Source organism: Azoarcus sp. L1K30, assembly GCF_018122735.1.
Taxonomy (GTDB): Bacteria; Pseudomonadota; Gammaproteobacteria; order Burkholderiales; family Rhodocyclaceae; genus Parazoarcus.
The window spans coordinates 3,189,262-3,213,851 of sequence record NZ_JAGRRD010000001.1 but is presented as its reverse complement, the minus strand read 5'-3'; the positions used below and the strand labels follow the sequence as shown (position 1 = coordinate 3,213,851).

Annotated in this window: 20 protein-coding genes and 1 pseudogene; all 21 read left to right on the top strand. The window is 62.4% G+C overall.

Features of this window, described 5'->3' with window-relative positions:
• Positions 1–51: 51 nt before the first annotated feature.
• The 21 genes and pseudogenes from J5J83_RS14835 (at position 52) to J5J83_RS14740 (ending at position 24,553) form a co-directional block, all read left to right on the top strand.
• Positions 52–1,665, top strand: a complete 1,614-nt coding sequence (locus J5J83_RS14835) for a sigma 54-interacting transcriptional regulator (RefSeq protein ID WP_212350424.1) — start codon at positions 52–54, stop codon at positions 1,663–1,665.
• Positions 1,666–1,918: 253 nt separating this feature from the next.
• Positions 1,919–2,467 carry an OsmC family protein gene (locus tag J5J83_RS14830; RefSeq protein ID WP_212350422.1) on the top strand — a complete coding sequence of 183 codons (549 nt, stop codon included), beginning with the start codon at positions 1,919–1,921 and terminating at the stop codon, positions 2,465–2,467.
• Positions 2,468–2,511: 44 nt separating this feature from the next.
• On the top strand, positions 2,512–3,654 hold the full coding sequence (locus J5J83_RS14825; protein WP_212350420.1) for an acyl-CoA dehydrogenase family protein: 1,143 nt from the start codon (positions 2,512–2,514) through the stop codon (positions 3,652–3,654).
• Positions 3,651–3,821 (top strand): annotated as a pseudogene (locus J5J83_RS23015) (rubredoxin); the annotation flags it as partial. The gene J5J83_RS14825 and the pseudogene J5J83_RS23015, both read left to right, overlap by 4 nt.
• Positions 3,804–4,997 (top strand): FAD-dependent oxidoreductase, encoded by a 1,194-nt coding sequence (locus tag J5J83_RS14820; protein WP_249116014.1) that lies wholly within the window; start codon positions 3,804–3,806, stop codon positions 4,995–4,997. The pseudogene J5J83_RS23015 and the gene J5J83_RS14820, both read left to right, overlap by 18 nt.
• 60 nt (positions 4,998–5,057) lie before the next feature.
• Positions 5,058–6,440: a CmpA/NrtA family ABC transporter substrate-binding protein gene (locus tag J5J83_RS14815; RefSeq protein ID WP_212350416.1), complete on the top strand. Its 1,383-nt coding sequence runs from the start codon at positions 5,058–5,060 to the stop codon at positions 6,438–6,440.
• A gap of 139 nt (positions 6,441–6,579) precedes the next feature.
• Positions 6,580–7,422 (top strand): nitrate ABC transporter permease, encoded by an 843-nt coding sequence (gene ntrB, locus J5J83_RS14810; RefSeq protein ID WP_212350414.1) that lies wholly within the window; start codon positions 6,580–6,582, stop codon positions 7,420–7,422.
• 4 nt (positions 7,423–7,426) lie between these two features.
• Positions 7,427–8,356, top strand: coding sequence for an ABC transporter ATP-binding protein (locus J5J83_RS14805; protein ID WP_212350412.1), 930 nt, complete (start codon positions 7,427–7,429; stop codon positions 8,354–8,356).
• A gap of 20 nt (positions 8,357–8,376) precedes the next feature.
• Entirely contained in the window at positions 8,377–8,820 is a 444-nt protein-coding gene (gene cynS, locus J5J83_RS14800) for a cyanase (RefSeq protein WP_212350410.1), read from the top strand.
• A gap of 74 nt (positions 8,821–8,894) precedes the next feature.
• Positions 8,895–9,758, top strand: a complete 864-nt coding sequence (locus J5J83_RS14795) for an MBL fold metallo-hydrolase (RefSeq protein ID WP_212350408.1) — start codon at positions 8,895–8,897, stop codon at positions 9,756–9,758.
• Positions 9,759–9,771: 13 nt separating this feature from the next.
• Positions 9,772–10,419 carry a class I SAM-dependent methyltransferase gene (locus tag J5J83_RS14790; RefSeq protein ID WP_249115733.1) on the top strand — a complete coding sequence of 216 codons (648 nt, stop codon included), beginning with the start codon at positions 9,772–9,774 and terminating at the stop codon, positions 10,417–10,419.
• Positions 10,420–10,547: 128 nt separating this feature from the next.
• Positions 10,548–11,024, top strand: coding sequence for an Lrp/AsnC family transcriptional regulator (locus J5J83_RS14785; protein ID WP_212350406.1), 477 nt, complete (start codon positions 10,548–10,550; stop codon positions 11,022–11,024).
• A 34-nt stretch (positions 11,025–11,058) separates the two neighbouring features.
• Positions 11,059–11,883 (top strand): AraC family transcriptional regulator, encoded by an 825-nt coding sequence (locus J5J83_RS14780; RefSeq protein ID WP_212350405.1) that lies wholly within the window; start codon positions 11,059–11,061, stop codon positions 11,881–11,883.
• Positions 11,884–11,961: 78 nt separating this feature from the next.
• Positions 11,962–12,912, top strand: coding sequence for a DMT family transporter (locus J5J83_RS14775; RefSeq protein ID WP_212350403.1), 951 nt, complete (start codon positions 11,962–11,964; stop codon positions 12,910–12,912).
• A 121-nt stretch (positions 12,913–13,033) separates the two neighbouring features.
• Complete coding sequence (locus J5J83_RS14770) at positions 13,034–15,178, top strand: DctP family TRAP transporter solute-binding subunit (protein WP_212350401.1); 2,145 nt, start codon at positions 13,034–13,036, stop codon at positions 15,176–15,178.
• A gap of 17 nt (positions 15,179–15,195) precedes the next feature.
• The gene (locus J5J83_RS14765; protein WP_212350399.1) at positions 15,196–18,957 is read left to right on the top strand and encodes a response regulator; all 3,762 of its coding nucleotides are present in this window, start codon (positions 15,196–15,198) and stop codon (positions 18,955–18,957) included.
• A gap of 4 nt (positions 18,958–18,961) precedes the next feature.
• Positions 18,962–20,035, top strand: coding sequence for a two-component system response regulator (locus J5J83_RS14760; protein WP_249115732.1), 1,074 nt, complete (start codon positions 18,962–18,964; stop codon positions 20,033–20,035).
• Between the two features lie 168 nt (positions 20,036–20,203).
• Positions 20,204–22,114, top strand: coding sequence for a tRNA uridine-5-carboxymethylaminomethyl(34) synthesis enzyme MnmG (mnmG, locus tag J5J83_RS14755; RefSeq protein ID WP_212350395.1), 1,911 nt, complete (start codon positions 20,204–20,206; stop codon positions 22,112–22,114).
• On the top strand, positions 22,111–22,782 hold the full coding sequence (rsmG, locus tag J5J83_RS14750) for a 16S rRNA (guanine(527)-N(7))-methyltransferase RsmG (protein WP_212350393.1): 672 nt from the start codon (positions 22,111–22,113) through the stop codon (positions 22,780–22,782). The genes mnmG and rsmG overlap by 4 nt, the downstream gene beginning before the upstream one ends.
• 99 nt (positions 22,783–22,881) lie before the next feature.
• Entirely contained in the window at positions 22,882–23,652 is a 771-nt protein-coding gene (locus tag J5J83_RS14745) for a ParA family protein (RefSeq protein WP_212350391.1), read from the top strand.
• A 49-nt stretch (positions 23,653–23,701) separates the two neighbouring features.
• The gene (locus J5J83_RS14740; protein ID WP_212350389.1) at positions 23,702–24,553 is read left to right on the top strand and encodes a ParB/RepB/Spo0J family partition protein; all 852 of its coding nucleotides are present in this window, start codon (positions 23,702–23,704) and stop codon (positions 24,551–24,553) included.
• Positions 24,554–24,590 lie beyond the last annotated feature (37 nt).

Below are 24,590 nucleotides of genomic sequence, written 5' to 3'. Positions count from 1 at the left end.
CCGGTCGGCTGCGGATTGGCTCGAAGGGTGCTGCCGTGTTAGAAATCGACGATGGAACAAGCACAGCCAACCGAATCCGATCTGGACAGCTCCCCCTCGTTCTGGCGCGAGCAGGAGATGCTGCTGATGCAGCAGATCATGGGACTTGTCGGCAAGAGTCTGTCGCCCGACGTCGTGCTGCGCGAGACGCTGCACCTGCTCTCCGAACTGCTCGGTCTGAACCGCGGACGTATCGTGCTGCTCGACGAGGACGGCAAGGCCAGCCGCATCCGCTACGCCTACGGCCTGACCCGGCAGGAGGTCGAGCGCGGGCGTTACCTGCCAGGCGAGGGCGTGACTGGCGCGGTGCTGGCGCATGGACAACTCATCATCGTGCAGGACATCGACCTGGATGAGAATTTTCTTGCGCGTGCGGTGGCGCGCGAAAGCCTGCCCACTGGACCGGTGTCCTTCATCGCCTTGCCCATCCGCATCGAGCAGAAGACGATCGGCGTGCTGGCCTGTCACCGCATCCGCACCCGTAGCCGGGCGCTTGCGGACGACCTGTCGATCCTGCGCATCCTGTCCACCCTGGCCGGCCAGTTGCTGCAACTGCAGTCGATGCTGGAGGCCAAGACCCGCGAGCTCGAACAGCACAACCAGATCCTCAAGTACGCCCTAGAACATGAGACGGCGCGCTACGGCATCATCGGCACATCGCCGCCGTTGCTGCGGGCGATCTCCGAGCTCGAGCGGGTGTCCGATTCGACCGCGAGCGTGCTGCTGCTGGGCGAATCCGGAACCGGCAAGGAGTTGTTTGCGCGTGCCCTGCACCTCGCGAGTCCGCGCCGCGATGCGCCCTTCATCAAGGTCAATTGTGCCGCGATCCCCGACACGCTCTTCGAGTCCGAACTGTTCGGTTACGAACGCGGCGCGTTCTCCGGTGCGAGCACGAACCGCGAGGGTTTGTTCGAGCAGGCCAATCGCGGCACGATCTTTCTCGACGAGATCGGCGAGTTGCCGCTGACGATGCAGGGCAAACTGCTGCGTACATTGCAGGAGGGTACGATCACCCACCTCGGCGGCAAGCGTGAGATCTGTATCGACGTGCGTTTGGTGGTGGCGACCAACCGCGATCTCGAAATGGAGGTGGCGCGGGGGCTGTTCAGGCAGGACCTCTACTACCGCCTCAACGTGATTCCCATCCGCTTGCCTTCGCTGGCAGAACGCAAAGGTGACATCCACGCGCTGGCACTCAATTTCCTGAGCCGGGCCAATCAGTCGAACCAGCGCAGCGTGAACCTGACCCAGGAGGCGATCGCCCGCCTTGAAGCGCATGCATGGCCCGGCAATATCCGCGAACTGTCGAACCTGATCGAGCGAGTCGTGCTGCTCGCCGAGAAACCGGTTCTGGGCCCTGCCGACATCGAGAAGTTCATGCCAGGCGGTGACGCCGTGTCGGCGCGGAAAGCGTTGGCGGAGCCGGCGTCGCCGTCCGGCGGTACCGCGATGGCGAGCGCTTTTGCCGGCGTTCGGCCCTACGCCCCGGCAGGATCGCATTCGGCTGCCGAGCTGCGTCAGGCGCTGGCGCAGTGCGGGGGCAACAAGTCCCGTGCCGCCCAGGTGCTTGGCATGACGGCGCGGCAGTTTGCTTACCGCTGGCAGAAGCTGGCAGCGGAAGAGTGATGCAGTACTCCAGGACAGCGTGGGCTTGAATTGTGAACAAAATGTTCACATTGTCGACAATGTCGATCGTCTTTCCTTGGCGGTCAACTAATGACAATCACATTCCAGATTCCTTTGTATTGATGTAAATCAATAAATTAGTCGTTTCCTTCATCTCCTGGCACGGTCGTTGCAAAAGGGATCTCGAGTCCATCGAATGCGATGAACCGAGTGCGGTAGCCGATTCCGCCGTCCAACACCCCAGGAGAATGCTTTGACGACCACGACCCCCCAGACCGCTGAAACCTATCTTCGCCCCATCGATCGCGAAGGCTTGCTCAAGTTTGCCGCTGCCGGCCGCGAGAACCCCGAGCGCCGTGGCACCAACAAGGTGCATACCGTGATGCAAGGCCAGTTCCGCTCGTGGAGCTTCGTCGGCATTCACAACCCGGTAGTGGTGGATGAACCCCTGCATCTGTTTGGCGAGAACACCGCGCCCGCGCCGGGCGAGATCGTGCTTTCCGCGCTCGGCGGCTGTCTGAGCGTTGGAATCACCGCGGTCGCGACCGAGCGCGGGGTCAAGCTGTCCCGGCTCGAGGTCTTCATGGAAGCCGACATCGGCAACACCGCGGCGTGGGGCGCAGGTGGCGCCGAGCGCAAGCCCGAACAAATGGGTTTCCAGGATATCCGGGTCAAGGTCCTGATCGAGGGTGAAGCCAGCCGCGAGGCACTCGACGACATCGTCAAGCACGCCAACTACTACTCGCCGGTTGCGAACACGATGCGCAATCCGATTCCTTTCACCATCGGGCTTGCCGACTGAGGGCCGATGGCCTCGACCTGCATCCTCAAGCGGAGAAAAATGCCATGAGCCTTGCCCACGCAAGCCCGTCCGTGTTCGAACCGTCATGGACTGACGCTCAAGTGATGGAGCGCGTGACCGCGGTTGCCAACGGTCCTTTGTCCGATGCGGCCTATCGTATCGATCATGAAGGTCATTATCCGCTTGAGATCATGGCCGCTCTCGGTCGGGCCGGTGCCTTCGGCGCCCATCTCGAAGCGAGCGGCAGTCGCTACGGTCTTGCGATCGATGCCATGCGTGCGATCAGTCGCAGCTGCGGATCGACCGGATTCCTGACCTGGGCGCATGACGTCTGCGGCCTGTACATGGAGCAGTCGGGCAATCCTGCGCTCAACGGCGACTTGTTGCGTACGCACACACTTGGCCAGACCTTTGGTGGTACGGCATTGTCGAATCCGATGAAAGCGCTGGCCGGCATCGAGAAGATGCTGCTACGGGCGACCAAGGTGGCCGGTGGGTATCGCGTCAGCGGCGCGCTGCCTTGGGTCAGCCACATTGCGCCGGGGCAGTATTGTGGTGCGATTGCCGGCGTGTATCGCGACGATGGCAGCCGTTCGCACGAGATCATGTTCCTGCTGCGATGCACTGAGGAAGTCGTGTTGCGTCCATGCCCGGAATTCTCTGGCATGGAGGGCACCAGTACCTGGGGCGTCCGCCTCGACAACCTCTTTGTTGGCGAGGACGACATGATCGCCGACCCGGCGCAGCCCTTCATTGCCCGCATCCGAGCGGCGTTCGTGCTGCTCCAGGCCGGCATTGCAGTGGGCGTGGCGCAGGGCAGCATCGACTCGATCAGGGAAGTGGAGCCGCTGCTCGGTCACGTGAATCGCTTCCTGCATGACCGCCCGGACGAGCTTCAGGCCGAGTTCGACGAACTCGGCGCCCGGGTGGCGAAACTGGCGCAGACGCCTTTCGATGGCAGCAAGGACTACCTGCTCGATGTGCTCGATGCCCGCACCCAGGGCGCGGAGTTCGCACTGCGTGCCTCGCAGTCGGCGCTGATGCACCAGGGCGCACGCGGTTACTTGATGAGTTCGGCGCCCCAGCGCCGCATCCGCGAGGCGCATTTCGTGGCCATCGTCACGCCGGCGATCAAGCATCTGCGCTGGGAGATGGATCGACTGTCGCGTGAGGAGATGCCGGCATGAACGTATCGGCAACGAACTGGAGGTCATTCATCTGCCGCGCTTGCGGTTTGATCTATGACGAGGAAAAAGGTGACCCCGATAGCGGCCTGGCTGCCGGGACGCGCTTCGAGGACATCCCCGACGATTGGGAATGCCCGTTGTGCGGGGTCATGAAGAGCGACTTCGAGCCCTATGTCGGGTTCGACCCGGACGGCACGACGTGTGCATCGGTTCCGGCGTCCCGCGCCGACGGTGTCGTCATCGTCGGGGGCGGCATCGCCGGCTGGGCGGTTGCAGAAGCGGTGCGTGCGCTCGATTCCGACGTCGGGATCACACTGGTCAGCGCCTGTCATGCCGATCGCTATCACAAGCCGGAGCTGTCGATCGCGCTCGGTCGCGGCCTCGCGCCCGAAGCGCTGGTGCGCGAAGGCGCGGCTGACGCGGCCAGGCGCCTCGGCGTGCGTTTGCTCACCGACACCTTCGCGGTGGGCTTGTCGCCGAGCCTGCGTCAGTTGCGCACCTCCCGTGGCACCCTCAGCTTCACCAAGCTGGTGCTGGCCCAGGGGGCACGGCCGGCGCTGCCGGCGGCGTTGTCGCCGGACCTGTGCTGGCGGGTCAACGATCTTGCGGGCTGGTCCGGTCTGCATGGCAAGCTCAAGCGTGGCGCGCGTCGTGTGGCGATCGTCGGCGCCGGCATGGTGGGTTGCGAACTCGCCGAGGACTTTGCCCGGGCGGGCCATTCGGTGACGCTGCTCGACCTGCAATCGGCACCGCTGGCCGCGTTGTTGCCCGCGCAGGCGGGAGAACGCCTGCGTTCGAGCCTGGAGACGCTGGGGGTCGATTTCATCGGCGACACGCAAGTCGCCGCTGTCACATGTGGCGATGATGGCTGCAAGACGGTGACCACCGCGAATGGCCTGCAGATCGTCGTCGATGAAGTCGTGGCGGCCACCGGGCTGGTCACCGCGAGCCGGATTGCGCGCAGTGCCGGGCTCGCGTTCGAGCGCGGTATCGTGGTCGACCCGGTCAGCATGCAGACCAGCGCAAGCGGCGTGTATGCGTTGGGTGACTGCGTCAGCATTTCCGGCATGCCCTGCCGCTTCATCGAGCCGATCGCAAAGCAGGCCGCGGCCATCGCCCATCACCTGCTTGGCCGGCCACATGCGGGCTATGCGCACGTCCAGCCGGTAATACGGCTGAAGACGAAGTCGCTGCCCATCGTCGTACATGGCCTGCCCTGCCCGGATGGGGAGTGGGTGGTGATCGAGGATTCCGCAGACATGCTGTGCATGCAACAGCGACGCAATGGTGAGCTGGTGGCAAGGCTGGAAGTCGGCAGCCCACGCCACCGACTTGCGGCCTGACGAACCGGACAGCATTCGAACAACACAAGTTTTTCCCTTCCAGAGAATAGGTGCCCAGCCATGAAAGATGAAAACCTCTACCGTCCCTATGCGGCCGATGTTGCACTTGGTCGCTGTTCCTGTGGTCAGCATGGCAGTCAGCACGAACACGATGCCGAGGCGGCACGCGCCCGCAGTCTGCGCGGCGAAAAGGCCGAAAGCCTCTCCACCGATTTCGTCGAAGCGGCACTGGTGCGTGCGATCTTCCCCCAGGACGCGACCCGTCGCCTGTTTCTGAAGGCGGTTGGCGCCAATGCGGCGATGGCCGCGATCGCCAGCATGATGCCGATCTCGGATCTCCAGGCCATGACGCTGGACAAGGCCGGGCCGCTGGAGAAGAAGGATCTGACGGTAGGCTTCCTGCCCATCACCTGCGCCACGCCGATCATCTTTGCCGGCGCGGCGGACTTCTATGGACGTGAGGGGTTGAACGTCACGCTGCAGAAGACGGCTGGCTGGGCGATCGTGCGCGACAAGGTGCTGGCGAAGGAATTCGACGCGTCCCACATGCTGTCACCGATGCCGCTGGCGATCTCGCTCGGTGCGGGCTCGACGGCGGCGCCGATGGTGATGCCGGTGATGGAAAACATCAATGGCAATGCCATCACCCTTCACCTGAAGCACAAGAACAATCGCGATCCGCGAAACTGGAAGGGCATGAAGTTCGCGATTCCGTTCGACTACTCGATGCACAACTTCCTGCTGCGCCACTACCTGGCAGCCCATGGCATCGACCCTGACAAGGATGTGCAGCTGCGCGTGATGGCACCGCCCGACATGGTGGCGAACATGCGCTCCGGCAACATCGACGGTTTCATCGTCGCCGAGCCCTTCAACCAGCGCGCGGTCTATGAGAAGGTCGGCTTCATTCACCTGCTGACCAGCCAGATCTGGGACAACCATCCGTGCTGCGCCTTCGCGGCGACCGAGGATTTCGTCAACCAGCATCCGAATACCTTTGCCGCGCTGGTGCGATCGATCATCCGGGCAACCGCCTACGTCAACAAGGCCGAGAACCGCAAGGGCGTGGCCGAGATGATTGCACCCGCGAACTATCTCAACCAGCCGCAGACGGTCGTCGAGCAGGTGCTGGTCGGACGCTATGCCGACGGGTTGGGGCAGGTGCTCAATGCACCCGACCGGATCGCCTTCGATCCCTTCCCCTGGCATTCGATGGGCGTATGGATGCTGACGCAGATGAAGCGTTGGGGCTACATCAAGGGCGAGGTCAACTACAAGGACATCGCCGAACGTGTCTATCTCGCCACTGATGCGAAAAAGCGCATGGCCGAGCTTGGGCTGGACGCACCGGCGCAGACCTACAGAAAGCACATGATTCTGGGCAAGGAGTTCGATCCTGCGCAGCCGGAGGCCTACCTCAAGGGGCTTCCCGCCGCGGCGTGATGCGAAGCCAGTCCCGAAACGGAGAGAACATCATGTCAATCCAATTGCGTCGAGCACAACCCCGCCCGCTTGCCTTCGGGGCGTGCCGCCATTCGCTGCGCGCGGGCACCGTTCCCGGTTGCTGCAAGGAGTGCCGCTCATGAGCACGAACCTGTCATTCCGTGCAGCCTTGCTGTCGGTACTGCTCTTTGCCTGCTTTATCGGTATCTGGCACCTGGCGACGCTTCCGGCCGACGGCGGGGCAGTATCGGCCGCCGATGCCGAGTACGCCGCCCTGATGGGGCAGGGTGCGGGCAAGGCCGAGGGCTTCCCGACGCCGGCGGCGGTCGGTCGCACCTTCGTGCATTTCCTGTCGGACCCGTTTTACGACAACGGACCCAACGACAAGGGCATCGGCATCCAGATTGCCTATTCGCTGCTGCGTGTCGGCGCGGGCTTCCTGCTGGCCACGCTGGTGGCGCTGCCGCTGGGTTTCCTCATCGGCATGTCGCCGTTGATGACGCGGGCGCTGAATCCCTTCATTCAGGTCCTCAAGCCGATCTCGCCGCTGGCATGGATGCCGCTGGCGCTCTACGTGCTGAAGGACTCCGACGTATCGGGCATCTTTGTCATTTTCATCTGTTCGATGTGGCCGATGCTGCTCAACACCGCGTTCGGCGTCGCCTCGGTCCGACGTGACTGGATCAACGTGGCGCGCACGCTCGAGGTGGGACCTGTGCGCAAGGCCTTCCGGGTCATCCTGCCAGCCGCCGCGCCGACCATCCTGACCGGCATGCGCATTTCGATGGGTATTGCCTGGATCGTGATTGTCGCCGCCGAGATGCTGGTCGGCGGAACGGGGGTCGGCTACTTCGTGTGGAACGAGTGGAACAACCTCGCCCTGCCCAACGTGATCTTCGCCATCACCATGATCGGTCTGGTCGGCATGTTGCTCGACTTCGCCTTCGGGGTATTACAGAAGATGGTCACCTACCGGGACTGATGCCATGACCAATCACTATCTCAGCGTAGAGGGCCTGAAGAAGGCTTATCCAACCCGTGACGGCAAAGCTGGCACGCCCGTCTTCGAGGACATTCACTTCTCGATCGAGAAGGGGGAGTTCGTCTGCATCATCGGGCATTCCGGTTGCGGCAAGACGACGATCCTGAATGTGCTGGCAGGCCTCGAGGAGGCGACTGGCGGTGTAGTCATCATGAACGGCCGCGAGGTCAAGGGGCCGAGCCTGGACCGCGGCGTGGTGTTCCAGAGTCATGCTCTGATGCCGTGGATGTCGGTGCTCGGCAATGTCGCGTTCGCGGTGAAATCGAAGTGGCCGGACTGGTCGAAAGCGAAAATCGCGGCGCACTGCACCGAATACCTCGAGATGGTCGGGCTGGGGCATGCCATTCACAAGCAGCCGGCGGAGTTGTCCGGCGGCATGAAACAGCGTGTCGGCATTGCCCGGGCATTCGCCATCCAGCCCAAGATGCTGTTGCTCGACGAGCCCTTCGGCGCACTCGACGCACTGACTCGCGGCACCATTCAGGACGAATTGCTGAAGGTGGTGCAGGCCACGCATCAGACCGTATTCATGATCACCCACGATGTGGACGAGGCGATTCTGCTCGCCGACAAGGTGATCCTGATGAGCAACGGTCCGCTCGCGAAGGTTGCCGAGATCGTCGACATCACGATGCCGCGCGACCGCACCCGGGCCGGGATGCACCACGACCCGCAGTACTACCGAATCCGCAATCACCTTGTCGATTTTCTCGTCAATCGGTCGAAGACCTATGCCGGTGGTGGCGAGTTTGAACAGTACGACCCGAAGCGTCCGCCCGTTGTGCGCCCCGGACTCGTCGACACATCCGATGCGGCATTGGCGCCCGATGCCGTCCGCCCGCTTACGCAGCTCAAGAAAGTTGTTAATCAGTAGTTTCCTCAAGGAGAGATCACATGAACCGCAATGACGTAACCGAAATGATCGTGGCAGCCAAAATTGCCAAAGGCATCAAGTGGGCGGATGTGGCCGAAAAGATCGGTCTGTCCAAGGAGTGGGTGACCTCGGCCTGCCTTGGGCAGATGGCCCTGAGCGCCGAGCAGGCGGCAATCGTCGCAGACACCTTTGCCCTGCCGGCCGAAGCCATACCGGTGCTGCAGGCCGTGCCCTACAAGGGGTCGCTGCCGACCGCGGTGCCGACCGATCCGCTGATCTATCGCTTCTACGAACTCATCAGCGTGTACGGCACGACCTTCAAGGAGCTCATTCACGAAGAGTTCGGCGACGGCATCATGTCCGCCATCGACTTCAAGATGGATCTGCAGCGCGAACCCAATCCCGCAGGCGACCGCGTCAGCATTACCATGTCGGGCAAGTTCCTGCCCTACAAGACCTACTGATCGGGTGTTGAGTATCGACCGGCGTCGCGGCCTCTGCGGTCGCCGGTCCGTTCAAGAAAACGGGAACAGCCTTTGTGAAGACCTTGGTCGCGTCATTCTTCGATCCGTCATCGGCTACGTTCAGCCACGTGGTGTACTCCGCGCACGGCAGCGAATGCGCAATCATCGATCCGGTGCTGCGCTACGATGCCATTTCGGGCCGCACTTCGACTGCCGGCGCGGACGAGATCATCGATTTCGTCAGGGCGCATGCGCTGAACGTGGAATGGCTGCTGGAGACGCATGCGCACGCGGATCACCTGTCGGCTGCGGCCTATCTGCGCCGCGAACTTGGCGGCAGGGTGGCGATCAGCGCGCAGATTTGCGAGGTGCAACGGTTCTTTCGCGAAGTGTACGACCTGGAGCGTGGTTTCGTTTGCGATGGCTCGCAGTTCGACCACCTCTTTGCCGCCGATGAATCGTTCAGCATCGGCCCATTGACGGCGCAGGCCCTGCACGTGCCGGGTCATACGCCGGCGGACATCGCCTATCGGGTTGGCGACGACGCAGTGTTCGTCGGCGATACGCTCTTCATGCCCGATGTCGGCACGGCGCGTTGCGACTTTCCGGGCGGTGACGCCGGGATGCTGTATCGCTCCATTCGGCGCCTGCTTGATCTGCCCGCCGAGACGCGCCTGTACCTGTGCCATGACTATCCGGCAACAGATCGCGACGTGTGCAGCCAGACCACCGTGGCGCAGCAGCGTGCACAGAATATCCATGTCAGGGACGGCATCACCGAATCAGCGTTCGTAGCGCTCAGGGCGCAGCGCGACGCCACCCTGGATCTGCCACGACTCATGTTGCCATCGATACAGGTGAACATCCGCGCAGGCAGTCTGCCGCGCCCGGGGCGCAACGGGGTGCGCTACCTCAAGATTCCGCTCGACCTGATGTGACGAACATGGGTAGATGATGGCTCGATCCATGCCGCCCCGGACGCACTGGGAAAACGTCTATTCCGCGGTGCCTGCCGAAGACGTCAGCTGGTTTCAGCACCGAGCACTGCGGTCGCTGCGCCTCATTCGCGAAACCGGCCTGCCCTTGTCTGCTTCAATTCTGGACGTGGGCGGCGGAGCATCGACGCTGGTCGACGACTTGTTGCGCGAGGGCTATTCCTCACTCGCAGTGCTCGATCTATCCGAGGTGGCGCTCTCAATCGCCAAGGCGAGGCTCGGCGATCATGCGCAAAGGGTCATCTGGATCGTGGCAGACATCACGCATGCCGGGATGCCCGATCATTCGGTCGATATCTGGCACGACCGTGCGGTATTTCATTTTCTCACCTCGGACGTGGATCGCCAGGCCTACATCGATACCGTGCTGCGGGTCGTTAAGCCGGATGGTCATGTGATCGTGGCGACTTTCGACGAAGATGGCCCCACCAGGTGCAGCGGCTTGCCGGTGATGCGTTACAGCGCCGGCGCACTGCATTCAACCTTCGGCGCGCCTTTTGAGCTGCTTGCGCACGAGCGGGAGTCGCACACCACGCCGGGTGGAAACATCCAGCAGTTTGTCTACTGCCATTGCCGTCGGTCAGGGAGTTCGGCCCGCCCGTGATCAGGTCTGGTGGTGCCCGACATTGCTCGCCAGCAGGCCATCGCACACGATTCTGTTGAGGAAAATCGTGCATCGAACGCGCGTTTGATGCAAGAATCTGCGGCTCGAATTCAGATCGGAGAAACTGCGTGCAGCTCGACCGCTACGACCGCCAGATCCTCGAGGTTCTCCAGACTGAAGGCCGCATCAGCAACCAGGATTTGGCCGACCGCATCAGCCTGTCGCCATCGTCTTGCCTGCGCCGCGTGCGCACGCTGGAGGAGTCCGGCCTGGTGACGGGCTACCGCGCCATGCTTGACGCACGCAAGCTCGGCCTGTCACTGATGGCGCTGATCTACATCTCGATGGACCGCCATACCCCTGAACGCTTCGTCAATTTCGACTCGCAGGTTGCCGCTATTCCAGAGGTGCTCGAGTGCCTGCTGATTACCGGTCAGGACGCCGACTATCAGCTCAAGGTGGTGGTGGCCGACATGGATGCCTATCAGGAGCTGCTGCTCAACCGCCTGACCCGCATTGCCGGTGTGACGGGCGTGCACTCGAGCTTCGTTCTGCGCCGGGTAATCGACAAGACCGCGCTGCCACTGGGGTCCGGCGTGACTTGAGTCTGCGTTCGCGCAGCCGTGCTATGTTTCGGTGATGGAAGGTGTGCCAGGCGGATTCGATGATCTGCGCGATGCCGCAGAGTTCCGGCGTCCGACGCGGTTCGGCGGCGTCGAGTGTTATCGCGCGCACATCGTGCGCCACGCCTTTGAGCCGCATGCGCATGAAGGGTTTGGCCTGGGCGCGATCGAATCCGGCGTGGAGCGTTTCCGTTACCGTGGTGGTGAGCATCTGGCGTCACCGGGTTCACTGGTGCTGATGAACCCGGGAGAGCTGCATACGGGCCGTGCCGAAACCGAGGACGGATGGCGTTACCGGATGATCTATGTCGATGCGGCTGTCGTGGAGACGATCACAGGGGATACGGGATGGTGGTTTCCCGATGCGGTCTGCCAGGACGCTGCGACGGCTGCCCGGGTTGGAACACTGCTCGATGCCCTGTGGTGCGCGGACGAGGCGCTCGAAGCGGACGGACTGACGCTCGAGTTACTGGGGGCATTCCGGCGCCACGCAAGGGTATCGCAGCCATTGCCTGCTGAAGGTCTCCCACGTTTTGCCAGCGTGATCGACTTTCTGCACGCGAACCTGGATGTCCGGGTCTCGCTCGCAGCGCTTGCTGCGGTGGCCGATCTGAGCCCTTATCATTTTCTGCGAAGCTTCCAGACCTGCTATCACGTCAGTCCGCATCAGATGTTGATGGCGCTGCGGCTCGCCGAGGCCAAGCGCCTGCTGGCAACCGGCAAGGCGGCGGCCGAGGTGGCGTCGACGGTCGGCCTGTCCGATCAGGCGCATCTGACACGCGCATTCTCGCGCCGCTACGGAGTGACGCCTGCGCGATATCAGCGTCAGGTGCGGCGATGAGCGAACCGCAATCCGGTACAAGACGCATGGATTGAAAAGCGGGACACTCCAGCAGTTCATAGAAGCGGTATGTTCCCCATGTGGATTGGTGTCGGGTACGCGCTTGGCGCGGGTTTGATGTGGGGGCTGGTCTTTGTCGGCCCGCTGTTGCTGGCGGAATACCCGCCGGCCTTGCAGGTGGTGGGGCGCTATCTTGCTTTTGGCTTGATTGCGCTGCCGCTGGCATGGATGGATCGCCGCGGGCTGGCGCGGCTGACCCGTGCCGACTGGATCGATGCGCTCAAGCTGGCAGCGATCGGCAATCTCCTCTACTACCTGTTCTTGTCGAGTGCGATTCAGCGTGCCGGTGGTCCGTTGCCGACGATGATGATCGGCACGCTTCCGGTGGTTATCGCCATCGTATCGAATCTGCGTGACGGAGATCGTGACGGGCGCTTGCCATGGGCCCGACTGGCCTTGCCCCTGCTGATGATCGCTGCGGGTATTGCATGCGTCAATCAGGTCGAGTTGAGTGCCTTGCGGGCGGATGCCGAGGCGGATCTCTGGCGCTACATCGTGGGCGGCACGCTCGCCCTGGGCGCGGTGGTGTGCTGGACCTGGTATCCGATCCGCAATGCCGACTGGTTGCGCAGCCATCCCGGGCGAAGCCCGCGCGTATGGGCGACGGCTCAGGGCCTGGCGACCTTGCCGCTGGCGCTGATGGGCTACGCATTGTTGTGGGGTGGAATGACGCTGTCCGACAGCGGCTTTCCGATGCCGCTCGGGCCGCGGCCGGGCTTCTTTCTCAGTCTGATGCTTGCGATTGCGCTGCTCGCCTCCTGGCTCGGCACGCTGTGCTGGAATCAGGCCAGCCAGCGCCTGCCAACGGCGATGGTGGGTCAGTTGATCGTGTTCGAGACCCTCGCGGCGCTGAGCTACGCCTTCATTCTGCGTGGCGTCTGGCCAGCGCCGCTGACGCTGGTTGGTATTGCCTTGCTGGTAGTGGGGGTGGTGACGGCAGTTCGCGTTCGACCGCAATGCTCGGGATGATCATGGGCACTGCGTGAGACTCTTTCCGCGGGGGCATGCATAAGCTGATAACCTTTATCTCGATAAGGATTTGGTTGGGTGAGAGGCGGCTCGTGTTTGTCGTTCAAGCTGGAGTGGTGGCATGTTCAAGAATCCTGTCGCTGTCGTCATCGGATTGATCCTGGTGATTGCCTTGCTCCTGGCGACGTCGCTGGTGTATCGCAACGGGCCGGAACCTGTCCTGAGCAATGAGGGGGTGCCCGCCAAGACCACCGTGCTGCGTCTTGGACACAATATTCCCGAAGACAGCGCCTTGCATCAGGCCGCCGTGCGCTTTGCAGCACTTGTTGCCGAGCGTAGCGGTGGGCGATTGCAAGTCGAGGTTTTTCCGGCCCAGCAGCTTGGTACGGACGACAAGATGCTGGAGATGGCGCGTCGTGGCGAACTCGACGTCGTGCTGATTCCCACTGCCAAGGTGAGCGTGTCGGTACCTGCCATGCAGTATGCGGACCTGCCTTTCTATTTCCCTGCGCGCGAGGATTTGTACGACATGCTCGATGGCGAGCCCGGTCGAATTCTGCTGGGAAAATTGCGCGAGATCGACTTGGTCGGGGTGACCTTCTGGGAAAACGGATTCAAGCATTTCACCGGCAACAGGCCGTTGCGTAACCCGGCCGATTTCGCGGGCATGAATATCCGCACGATGAAAAGCCGCCTGCTGATGGAGCAGTTCCACTCCTTTGGCGCGCATACGATTCCCATCGATTTTCACGCGACACGCCAGGCACTCGCCGATCGGGTTGTTGATGGTCAGGAGAATCCGCTGGTGGCGATCGTCAGTATGGGGCTGCACGAGGTGCAGTCGCACCTCACCCTGAGCAGTCACGGGTATCTGGGATACATCTTCATGATCAGTGCGCAGGCGTTTGACCGCCTGGGCGCGAATGACCAGAAGTTGTTGATCGACACCGCGCGCGAGCTGACGCCGTGGGAGCGCTCGGAAACCAGTCGGCGTGAGGCGGCGTTGCTCGAGATGATCAGGCAGTCGGGCGTCTCGATCCATCAGCTGACGCCGGGAGAGCGCGCGCAGTTCGCGACTGCGACGGCGCACATTCCGGGTATTTTCGAGGAGGTGATCGGTGCCGATGTGCTGGCCATTTCCGAGGAGTTGCTCGATCGAAAATATGGGGGGGGTGAAGAAATCGTCGTTGGTCTCGATGTCGACCTCTCGCAGGAGTGTCGGCGTTCCGGTCTGGGCTTCAGGCGTGGCGCGACACTTGCGATAGACGAGATCAATGCGTCCGGTGGCGTGTTGGGCAAGCAGCTGAAACTGATTGCGCGCGATCACAAGGGGCTGCCGAGTCTGGGCGTGAGCGACATGGAGTATTTCGGCTCTCGTTCGGACGTGGTCGGCGTGCTTGGAGGGGTACAGTCCAGCGTCGTCGTGGCACAAGCCGATGTCGTGCGCAGGCTCGGATTGCCTTTCATCGTGGCTTGGGCGGCTGCCTCGGAGGTGGTCGCTCAGGATCGCACCGCCGATCCGGTATTCCGCGTGTCTGCTTCCGATACGCTTGTTGCGCCTTTTGTGATCGAGCATCTGCTTCGCCGTGGACGGCGGCCGGCCATTCTGTTCGAGAATTCGTTGTGGGGGCGCGGCAACCTTGAGGCGATGCGTGCGCAGCTCAGGAAGCGGGGGCTGGACTTCACGGTGGCGGAGAGCTTCAACCGGGGCGAGACCAATTTCGAGTTGCCGGTGTCTCGCGCGGAGCAGGGCGGCGCGGACGTATTGATGATGATCGCGGCGCCCTATGAGGGAGGGCAGATCGTGAAGCGCCTGGCCGAACGTGGCGTGTTGACTCGCGTGGTCTCGCACTGGGGCATCAGCTGTGGCGATTTCTGGGGTGACAATAGCGAGGCGTTGGCGAAGGTGGATCTCAGTTTCTTCCAGACCTTCACCTTTGTCGGCAACGACAGAGTGGCGAGCCGGGCGCTGGAGCGGCGCTACCGTGCCAGATATGCAATGGACGAGAACCTGGATGTGCCGGTGCCGCAAGCGCTTGCACAGGCGTATGACAGCGTTCATCTTCTTGCGCTGGCGATACGGCAGGCGGGCACAACCGAGCGTGCTGCGGTTCAACGCGCGCTCGAATCCCTGCCACCGTTCGAGGGCGCAGTGCGTACGTACGCACCGGCGTTTTCTCCCCGGCGCCATGATGCGTTGGGGGTTGAGAACTTTCACATGGCACGTTACGCGAGCAACGGTGCGATCGTGCGAGCCGAGCACTGATCCAGGCAAGCGCCGCAATGGATACTCAACGATCCGCCAGGTTTTCCGGGCCACATCAGGGGCGCAGTCTCAAGCGCCGCCTGGTGCTTCAGGTGGCTGGCTTTGTGGCCGCGACCATGATTCTGGCGACTGCGCTCGTCGCGGTACTGCTCGACAGCAACATCGAACATCAGATGCAGCAAACGCTTCAGGGCGCGGGAAGGTCGACGCAGGCTTTGCTCGAGCAGCGGATTGCCTATCTGGTCGAGAACACCGAGCGTCTTGCCGATAACCAGCTGGTTGTTAATGGCCTTGTCGATGCCCAGGGGCGCAGCACCTACCTGCCTAAACTGACGCAGAACTTTGCCGAGGGGCGCGATGTCGCGGTGTTCTCGCTGGTCGATTTCGATGGCAGGCCGGTGTTCCAGACCGACGGCGGCGTGGTCGATTACAACGCATCGCGCGAATTGCGCAGCGCATTGGCACTCGGAAGCCGGGCCTTGTTCATACGGCCGGAAGCAGACCGTCTGGTGGTTGCAGTACCCATCTACTTCTACAAGACCGTGCAGGGCGCGGTCGTTGTCGAGTTCGATCTTGGTGCAATCGGCAGGCGCAATCAGGTAGATCTTCCGCAAGCGTATTTTCGCCTGATTGATGGCGAGCGTGAGCTGATTGCATTCAATCACGTCGAAGGTCCGTCTTACATCAGCCAGCGCTTTCGTCCGGACGCACGTACTCCCCTGCTTCTTGACCTGGGGCTGGAGGTAGAGATCGGTGTGCCCGAATCCGTCCGCAACGCGGCGGTTTGGGCCGTAACGCAGCGCCTGTTGCTGCTGGGAACCGTGCTGAGCCTGATCGCGGTCTTCGTTTCGGCGTGGATTGGAAACTCCATTGCTCGCCCTATTCTTGAGCTCTACCGGCGTGTGACCTCGAACGATGCGGCTGAGGCGCTTGGGGAACCATTGGGCACGGGTGACGAGCTTGAGGCGCTGGCGCGTGGATTTGCTGACCGCACAGCCGAGTTGAGCAAGATACAGAGCGAACTCGAGACGAGAGTCGTTGAGCGCACGGCAGAACTGTCTGCTACGACCGAGGCACTTGCCGAGAGCAGGACCATCCTCGAGCGCGCGCAGGAGATGACGCATCTGGGGAGCTGGGTGTGGACGCGGAAGGATGATCGCCAGCAGTGGTCGGATGAGCTGTTCCGCCTTTTCGGCTTTGAACCGGATGCAGTTGCTCCGAGCTGGCAACATTTCCTAGATGCGGTGGATCCGGACGACAGGGAAATGGTCCGTTCAGCGCTCGAGAACGCGTGGCATGACTCGTCACGACGGCTGCAGTTCGAATACCGGATCGTGCAGTCGGGGATAGAAGGGCGCCGGTATGTCGACCAGATCGTGCAGGTCATGCCCGACGATGCAGGCAGGCCTGTTCGCATGCTGGGTGCGGTGCTTGACATTACCGATCGAAAGCTCGGTGAAATCGAGCTTGAGAAGGCCCGGCAGGCGGCAGATGCGGCGAACGCGGCCAAGTCCGACTTCCTGGCCAATATGAGCCATGAGATCCGTACTCCATTGAATGTCGTCATCGGCATGGTGCATCTGGTGCTCGAATCCGAGCTCTCGCCGCGGCAGCGCAATTATCTGACCAAGGTGCAGCGTTCCGCAGAATCGCTGCTGGGCCTGATCAATGACATTCTCGATTTTTCCAAGATCGAGGCACGCAGACTTGTGCTCGAGGAGGTGCCGTTCAGCCTGCAGGACGTGCTCGCCGATTTCGCCAGCGTGGTCGGCCTGAAGGCCGAACAGAAGGGCCTGGAACTGTTGCTGGACGTTCGGCCCGATGTGCCGCAGCAACTGGTCGGTGACCCGCTGCGTATCGGCCAGGTGCTGACCAATCTGGGCTATAACGCGGTGAAGTTTACCGAGCGTGGCGAGGTGGTGCTCAAGGTCGAAGTGCTCGAGCGTGAGCCTGCGCAGCCGGAAATCGGCGAGACCGGAGCAGCACCACAAGCGCAGAGGTCGACTTTCAGGTTTTCGGTCCGCGATACGGGGATAGGCATCAGCCCGGAGCAGCAGGCTCTGCTGTTCAAGCACTTTACGCAGGCTGACAGTTCCACGACACGCCGATTCGGTGGAACCGGGCTGGGCCTGGCGATCTCGAAGAACCTGGTCGAGATGATGGGGGGGCATATCGGTGTGCACAGCGTGCTGGGGCAGGGGAGTGAGTTCCAGTTCAGCATTTCGTTGCCTTGCCGAGCAGATGCCGTGGATGAGCGTTTGCAGCCGGAAGACGACTTCAAGGGCATGCGGGTCCTGATCGTCGATGACAACAGCAGCGCGCGGGATATTCTGACTGTCATGCTTACGCTTCTGGGCTTCAGGGTCTGCACCGCTGCGAGCGGCGAACAGGCTCTTGCGGAGATGGACGCCGCGTACCGGGGCGGAGCGCCATATCGTCTGGTACTCATGGACTGGGTGATGCCTGGCATGGACGGGTTGGAATGTACGCGCCGTATCCGTGCTGAATGGGCCCATGAACAGCAGCCGAAAGTGATCATGATCACTGCGCGAGATCCTGGCGAGGTGCCGGCGGGTAGCGCAGTGGACGAGGTGATCGCAAAGCCGGTCACGCAGTCATCTCTGCTCGATGCCATTCAGCGGGTTCATGGACATACGGTGCCGATACGAGCGCATCGGGCGATGCGCGACGCCGAGAACAAGGCGGTGATCGAACGTCTGCGGGGCGCGCATGTGCTGGTAGTGGAAGACAACGAGCTCAATCAGGAGCTTGCAACCGACCTCTTGTCCAATGCGCGGATCTCGACCCGCATCGCCAACAATGGGCGTGAGGCTCTGGATTGGCTGGCGCGAGAGGCCTTCGATGGCGTGTTGATGGATTTGCAGATGCCGGTGATGGATGGTTTCGAAGCGACCCGCGCCATCCGGTCTGATCCGCGATGGAAGAACCTCCCCGTCATTGCGATGACTGCCGACGTTATGGCTGGTGATCGGGAAAAGGCGATCGGCGTGGGGATGAACGACCAGATCGACAAGCCACTCGATGTGGAAAAGATGTTCATGACGATGGCCAGATGGATTCATCCTCAAGTTCATGTCGATGAGTGTAGAGATGTCAGGCCTGGCGGCGGGGACGGCGCTGGCTTGCCTGCGACCTTGCCGGGTATCGACACAGCGGCGGGATTGGCCGTATCGAATGGCGACGAGCGCAGATATCGCAAGCTGCTGGTGCTCTTCCTGCGGGGGCAGAAGGACTTCGTTGCGCGATTCCGCGCGGCGCTTGCCGACCGGGATTCCGAGACGGCGACGCGTCTGGCTCATACCTTGAAAAGTGTCTCGGCCTCGATCGGCGCGACCGCGCTCGCCACAGATGCGATGGCGCTCGAGTTGGCCTGCAGGCGTGCGGAGCAGACGGATGTCATCGAGCGTTGCGTTGATGCGGTTGAACACACCCTGTCAACAGTCATCGACGGTTTGGACAGGCTTGCGCGGGTATCGGGTGCGCCTGCAGCGCTGCTCGACCCGGACTCGCTGCAGATGCATCTCGAGTGCTTGCGTCAGCTGCTGGCGACCAACAATACTGATGCGGTCGAAGAGTTCGATGCTTTGCAGGCGGGACTCGGGTTTGGCATCGGGCCCATGGCACAACTGGACAAGTGCGTTCGCGGGTTCGACTTCGAAGGCGCCCTAGCCGCGCTCGACGAGCTGGTGGACGCTCTGGGTCAGCGTGTCAAGTCACGTCAGCAGGCCAGGCTAGAGAGCACATTAAATGACAAATAAAATCATGGACAAGCAGAGCGTTCTTGTTGTCGACGATACCCCCGAGAACATCGAACTGCTGCGTCAGCTGTTACGTGCGGATTATGTCGTGCAGGCCGCCGTGTCGGGCAGGAAAGGATTGGAAATCGCTCGTGCCTCGCCCCAACCGGACATTATTCTGCTGGATGTCATGATGCCCGAGATGGACGGCTACGAGGTCTGCCGAAGGCTAAAACATGATTCGGCGACTGCGCATATTCCCGTGGTTTTCATTACTGCGCTGGATCAGACGGGCGACGAGGCCAATGGCCTCGAGCTGGGCGCGGTGGATTACATCCGCAAACCGTTCGAGCCGGTGGTGGTGAAAGCGAGGGTCCGCAACCATCTCGCGCTCAAGCGCTACGAACAGGGGCTGGAGGCGCTCGTTCGGGAGCGCACCGCAGAGCTGGAGCTGACTCAGCAAGTCACGATCGAAGCGCTTGCGACGCTGGCCGAGTACCGCGATTCGGAAACCGGTGGTCATATCAAGCGGACACAGCGCTACGTCCGGGCGCTCGCCGAATACTTGAGTCAATTGGAGGGCTATCGCACAGTCCTCGACGAGGAGTCCATCGATCTGCTCTTTCGCTGCGCGCCCTTGCATGATATCGGCAAGGTTGCCGTGCGCGATGTGATTCTCCTCAAGCCGGGCGCGTTGACCCCTGCAGAGTTCGAGGAGATGAAGCGCCATGTCCTGTACGGCAGCAAGGCGCTTGAGGTGGCCGAAGAGCGTCTTGGCTCCAGCTCCTTTCTTGCCATTGCACGCGAACTGATCCTGAGCCACCACGAGCGCTGGGATGGAGCGGGCTATCCTCACGGTCTGCGGGGTGACCAGATACCCTTGCCCGGGCGCTTGATGGCGGTGGCCGATGTCTATGATGCATTGATCAGCCGGCGGGTGTACAAACCCGCGTTTTCCCATCGTCGTGCCGCGGAGATCATCAGGGACGGCCGGGGAACGCACTTCGATCCTGCAATCGTGGATGCATTTCTTGTCTTGGAGGGCGAATTCGAGCGCATTGCAAATGAGTTTTCAGATGACATGTCAAGCCTGGACTGAGCACACGATTGCGGTGAGCGATTTCGTGAATCCCGGCTTGATGAAGTGTATAAAACCATGTTTAAGAATGGTTATTTCGTGAAACAGGCAGTGCAGGCACTAGGTTTTTGCGGTATGAAAGCGTAGAATTCCGCCCCTTCCCCAAAGGTTTACTGCGCGGAGCGCGCCATGCTCTATCCCACCCGTTTCGATGTCATCGTGGTCGGCGGCGGTCACGCCGGGACCGAGGCTGCCCTGGCCGCGGCGCGCATGGGGGCGCAGACCTTGCTGCTGACCCACAATATCGAGACCCTGGGAGCGATGAGCTGCAACCCGTCGATTGGCGGCATCGGCAAGGGCCATCTGGTGAAGGAAGTCGATGCGCTAGGCGGGGCGATGGCGCAGGCCACCGACGAGGGCGGTATCCAGTTCCGCATTCTCAATGCGTCGAAGGGACCTGCGGTGCGCGCAACCCGTGCCCAGGCCGACCGTGTGCTGTACAAGGCGGCGATCCGCAAGCGGCTGGAAAACCAGTCCAATCTGATGTTGTTCCAGCAGGCGGTGGATGACCTTACCGTGGTCGGCGACCGCGTCACCGGCGTCGTCACCCAGATCGGCCTGCGCTTCGAGGCGCCTACCGTGGTGTTGACCGCCGGCACTTTCCTCAACGGCTTGATCCACGTCGGCATGCAGCACTATTCGGCGGGCCGCGCGGGCGACCCTCCTGCAGTATCGCTGGGCCAGCGCCTGAAAGAGCTCGCGCTGCCGCAGGGCCGTCTCAAGACCGGCACGCCGCCACGGCTCGATGCACGGACCATCGATTTTTCGGTGATGAGCGAGCAGCCGGGTGACAGTCCGGTGCCGGTGTTCAGCTTTCTCGGCGCGGTCAGCCAGCACCCGGCGCAGCTGCCGTGCTGGATGACCAGCACCAACGCCCGCACCCACGACATTATCCGCGCCAACCTCGACCGCTCGCCGATGTATTCCGGCGTGATCGAGGGTGTCGGCCCGCGCTATTGTCCGTCGATCGAGGACAAGATCCATCGTTTCGCCGACAAGGACAGCCACAACATCTTTCTCGAGCCGGAAGGGCTGACGACACACGAGATCTACCCCAACGGGATTTCGACCTCGCTGCCGTTCGACGTCCAGCTCGACATCGTACGCAGCATCCGCGGCCTGGAGAATGCCAACATCCTGCGCCCGGGCTATGCGATCGAATACGACTACTTCGATCCGCGCAATCTGAAGAGCAGTCTCGAGACCAAGTCCATCGGCGGGCTGTTCTTCGCCGGTCAGATCAACGGCACCACCGGCTACGAGGAAGCCGCGGCGCAGGGCTTGCTGGCCGGCGCCAATGCCGCGCTGCAGGTGCAGGGGCGCGAGCCCTGGTGCCCGCGCCGCGACGAGGCCTACCTCGGCGTGCTGGTCGACGATCTCATCACCCGGGGTGTGGCCGAGCCGTACCGGATGTTTACCTCACGGGCCGAGTACCGCCTGAAGCTGCGCGAGGACAACGCGGATCTGCGCCTCACCGAGCAGGGTCGCGAACTTGGCTTGGTCGACGATGTGCGCTGGGCGGCCTTCTGCGCCAAGCGCGAGGCGATCGAGCGCGAATCGGCCCGCCTCAAGTCGAGCTGGGCGCGACCGGATGCGATTCCCGCCGAAGAGCAGATGCGGGTGCTGGGCAAACCGCTGGAGCGCGAATATCGCTACTTCGAACTGTTGCGCCGCCCGGAAACCAGTTATGCGGCGCTGATGAGCCTGCCGGGCGCGCCGGAACACCCGGAGGCCGATCCGCAGGTGGTCGAGCAGCTCGAGATTGCAGCCAAGTACCAGGGTTACATCGATCGCCAGGACGACGAAGTCGCCCGTCAGCTGCAGGCCGAGTCAACCCGGTTGCCGCCCGATCTCGACTATGCGGAAGTGCGTGGTCTGTCGAAGGAAGTGCAGCAGAAGCTCAACCTCAACAAGCCGGAAACCATCGGCCAGGCCGGTCGTATCCAGGGCATCACGCCGGCGGCGATCTCGCTGCTGCTGGTGTGGCTCAAGCGCCGCGATCTGGCTGCGCGTGCGGATGCAGGACGGAAGCTGGCATGAGCGGGGCGCTTGCTTCCCACGCCCGCGAACTGAATGAGGGCATTGCGGCGCTGGGCCTTGAGCTGCCGCAGGACGCCGTCGATCGTCTGCTTGCGTTCGGCGAGCTGTTGCTGAAATGGAACAAGGTCTACAACCTCACGGCCTTGCGCGATCCGCGTGACGTGGTGACCCATCACCTGCTCGATTCGCTTGCCGTGCTGCCTTGGGTGGGTGAGCTGGGCAAACTCGCCGATATCGGTTCGGGCGGCGGCCTGCCAGGTATTCCGCTCGCCATCGTGCGCAGCGGACTGGTGGTGAGCTCGGTGGAAACGGTCAATAAGAAGGCGACGTTTCAGCAGCAGGCCAAAATCGAACTGAAGCTCCCCAACTTCAACGTGATCAACGCGCGGGTCGAGCAGGTGCAGCCGGAACGCCTGCCAGGCGGCGCGGCGGATGGCGTGATTTCGCGCGCCTTCTCCAGCCTCGCCGATTTCGTCAATCTCTCCGGACATCTTTTGGCCGAGGGTGGGGCGCTGTACGCGATGAAGGGTGTGCATCCGGCCGATGAGCTTGCGGCGCTACCTGGTGGCTGGATGCTGAGCGAGGTGCATCCGCTTACGGTGCCGGGGCTGGATGCCGAGCGCCACCTGCTGATTATTCGTCGCACCCCTGCAGGACATGCTGCTTAAATTGCCTGCGGCGCGCGTGCTGCGCTGCCGCATTGAACTACACTTGGGGGCGTGCACACCGTGTGTGCGTCCCTCAACCGGAAGTTATTGAACTCGACCATGGCGCGTATTTTTTGTGTGGCCAACCAGAAGGGCGGGGTGGGCAAGACCACCACCTGCGTCAATCTCGCTGCTGCCCTGCATCAGGCCGGTCAGCGCACCCTGCTGATCGATCTCGACCCGCAGGGCAATGCGACGATGGGCAGCGGGGTGGAGAAGCGCAGCCTCACGACCTCGGTCTATCACCTGTTGGTGGGCCTGTCGGGGCTTGCCGAGGTGCGGGTCACCTCGTCCACCGGGGGGTATGACGTGCTTCCCGCGAATCGTGATCTCGCGGGGGCAGAGGTGGAATTGGTCAATCTCGACAAGCGTGAAAAGCGCCTGCGCGAGGCACTCGCGCCCTTCGATGCCGATTATGACTTCATCCTCATCGACTGCCCGCCCTCGCTATCGCTGCTCACCCTCAACGGTCTGTGCGCCGCGCATGGGGTGATCATTCCGATGCAGTGCGAGTACTACGCGCTCGAGGGGCTGTCCGACCTGGTCAGCTCGATCAAGAAGGTCCACGCCAACCTCAATCGCGACCTCAAGATCATTGGCCTGCTACGGGTCATGTTCGATCCGCGCGTGACTCTGCAGCAACAGGTGTCGGCGCAGCTCGAGGGGCACTTCGGCGACAAGGTGTTTTCTGCCATCGTGCCGCGCAATGTGCGCCTCGCCGAGGCACCCAGCCACGGTATTCCCGGCGTCGTGTTCGACAAGTCTGCCAAGGGCGCGCAGGCCTACATGGCTTTTGCCGCCGAGATGATCGAGCGCGTAAAGACGCTGTGAGAGACGCCGCCCTTCATTCAATGTGCCACTCCAAACCGAAGACGACCGCATGAGCCCACCCAAACTCAAAGGCCTTGGCCGCGGCCTCGATGCATTGCTGGCCGCCAACCGCGAAGACGATTCCGCCAAGGGCGAGTTGCAGACGCTACCCACTTCTGCGCTGCAGCCCGGCAAATACCAGCCGCGTACGCGCATGGACCCGGGTTCGCTGGAAGAGCTGGCGGCCTCGATCAAGGCCCAGGGGGTGATGCAACCCATCCTCGTCCGCCCGATCGGCGAGGATGCGTACGAGATCATCGCCGGTGAGCGGCGTTGGCGCGCCGCGCAGATTGCCGGACTGGACGAGGTGCCGTGCCTGGTGCGCGAGATCCCCGACGAAGCCGCCCTGGCGATGTCGCTGATCGAGAACATCCAGCGTGAAGACCTCAATCCGCTCGAAGAGGCAGGTGGCATCCAGCGCCTGATCGACGAGTTCGCCATGACCCACCAGCAGGCGGCCGATGCGGTAGGGCGTTCGCGCCCGGCGGCCTCCAACCTGCTGCGTCTGCTCAATCTGGCCAAGCCGGTGCAGGAGCTGCTGATGGCGGGCGACATCGACATGGGGCACGCCCGTGCCCTGTTGCCACTCGACGGTGCAAGCCAGATTCAACTGGCCAATCTGGTCGCCGCCAGACAGCTGTCGGTGCGCGATACCGAGCGCATGGTGCAGCACACGCTGAACCCGCGGCAGAAGAAGGCGGCACAGCCGCTGGACCGCGACCTCGTTCGCCTCGAAGAGGAAATCGCCGACACCATCGGCGCCACGGTGAAGATCAAGGCCAACAAGAAAGGCGCGGGCGAGGTTACCATCCGCTTCGGCAGTCTCGACCAGCTCGACGGCTTGCTCGGCCGTCTGCGCTGAGGGCGTGCGGCCCGAATGCGGACCGTTCCGCGCGTTG

Coding starts and splice junctions, on each gene's coding strand:
- J5J83_RS14815 (WP_212350416.1), top strand. CDS start 5,058: ATGAAAGATGAAAACCTCTACCGTCCCTATGCGGCCGATGTTGCACTT.
- J5J83_RS14770 (WP_212350401.1), top strand. CDS start 13,034: ATGTTCAAGAATCCTGTCGCTGTCGTCATCGGATTGATCCTGGTGATT.
- J5J83_RS14745 (WP_212350391.1), top strand. CDS start 22,882: ATGGCGCGTATTTTTTGTGTGGCCAACCAGAAGGGCGGGGTGGGCAAG.
- mnmG (WP_212350395.1), top strand. CDS start 20,204: ATGCTCTATCCCACCCGTTTCGATGTCATCGTGGTCGGCGGCGGTCAC.
- J5J83_RS14780 (WP_212350405.1), top strand. CDS start 11,059: ATGGAAGGTGTGCCAGGCGGATTCGATGATCTGCGCGATGCCGCAGAG.
- J5J83_RS14740 (WP_212350389.1), top strand. CDS start 23,702: ATGAGCCCACCCAAACTCAAAGGCCTTGGCCGCGGCCTCGATGCATTG.
- ntrB (WP_212350414.1), top strand. CDS start 6,580: ATGAGCACGAACCTGTCATTCCGTGCAGCCTTGCTGTCGGTACTGCTC.
- J5J83_RS14825 (WP_212350420.1), top strand. CDS start 2,512: ATGAGCCTTGCCCACGCAAGCCCGTCCGTGTTCGAACCGTCATGGACT.
- J5J83_RS14790 (WP_249115733.1), top strand. CDS start 9,772: ATGATGGCTCGATCCATGCCGCCCCGGACGCACTGGGAAAACGTCTAT.
- J5J83_RS14760 (WP_249115732.1), top strand. CDS start 18,962: ATGGACAAGCAGAGCGTTCTTGTTGTCGACGATACCCCCGAGAACATC.
- J5J83_RS14765 (WP_212350399.1), top strand. CDS start 15,196: ATGGATACTCAACGATCCGCCAGGTTTTCCGGGCCACATCAGGGGCGC.
- J5J83_RS14775 (WP_212350403.1), top strand. CDS start 11,962: ATGTGGATTGGTGTCGGGTACGCGCTTGGCGCGGGTTTGATGTGGGGG.
- J5J83_RS14835 (WP_212350424.1), top strand. CDS start 52: ATGGAACAAGCACAGCCAACCGAATCCGATCTGGACAGCTCCCCCTCG.
- J5J83_RS14820 (WP_249116014.1), top strand. CDS start 3,804: ATGAAGAGCGACTTCGAGCCCTATGTCGGGTTCGACCCGGACGGCACG.
- rsmG (WP_212350393.1), top strand. CDS start 22,111: ATGAGCGGGGCGCTTGCTTCCCACGCCCGCGAACTGAATGAGGGCATT.
- cynS (WP_212350410.1), top strand. CDS start 8,377: ATGAACCGCAATGACGTAACCGAAATGATCGTGGCAGCCAAAATTGCC.
- J5J83_RS14805 (WP_212350412.1), top strand. CDS start 7,427: ATGACCAATCACTATCTCAGCGTAGAGGGCCTGAAGAAGGCTTATCCA.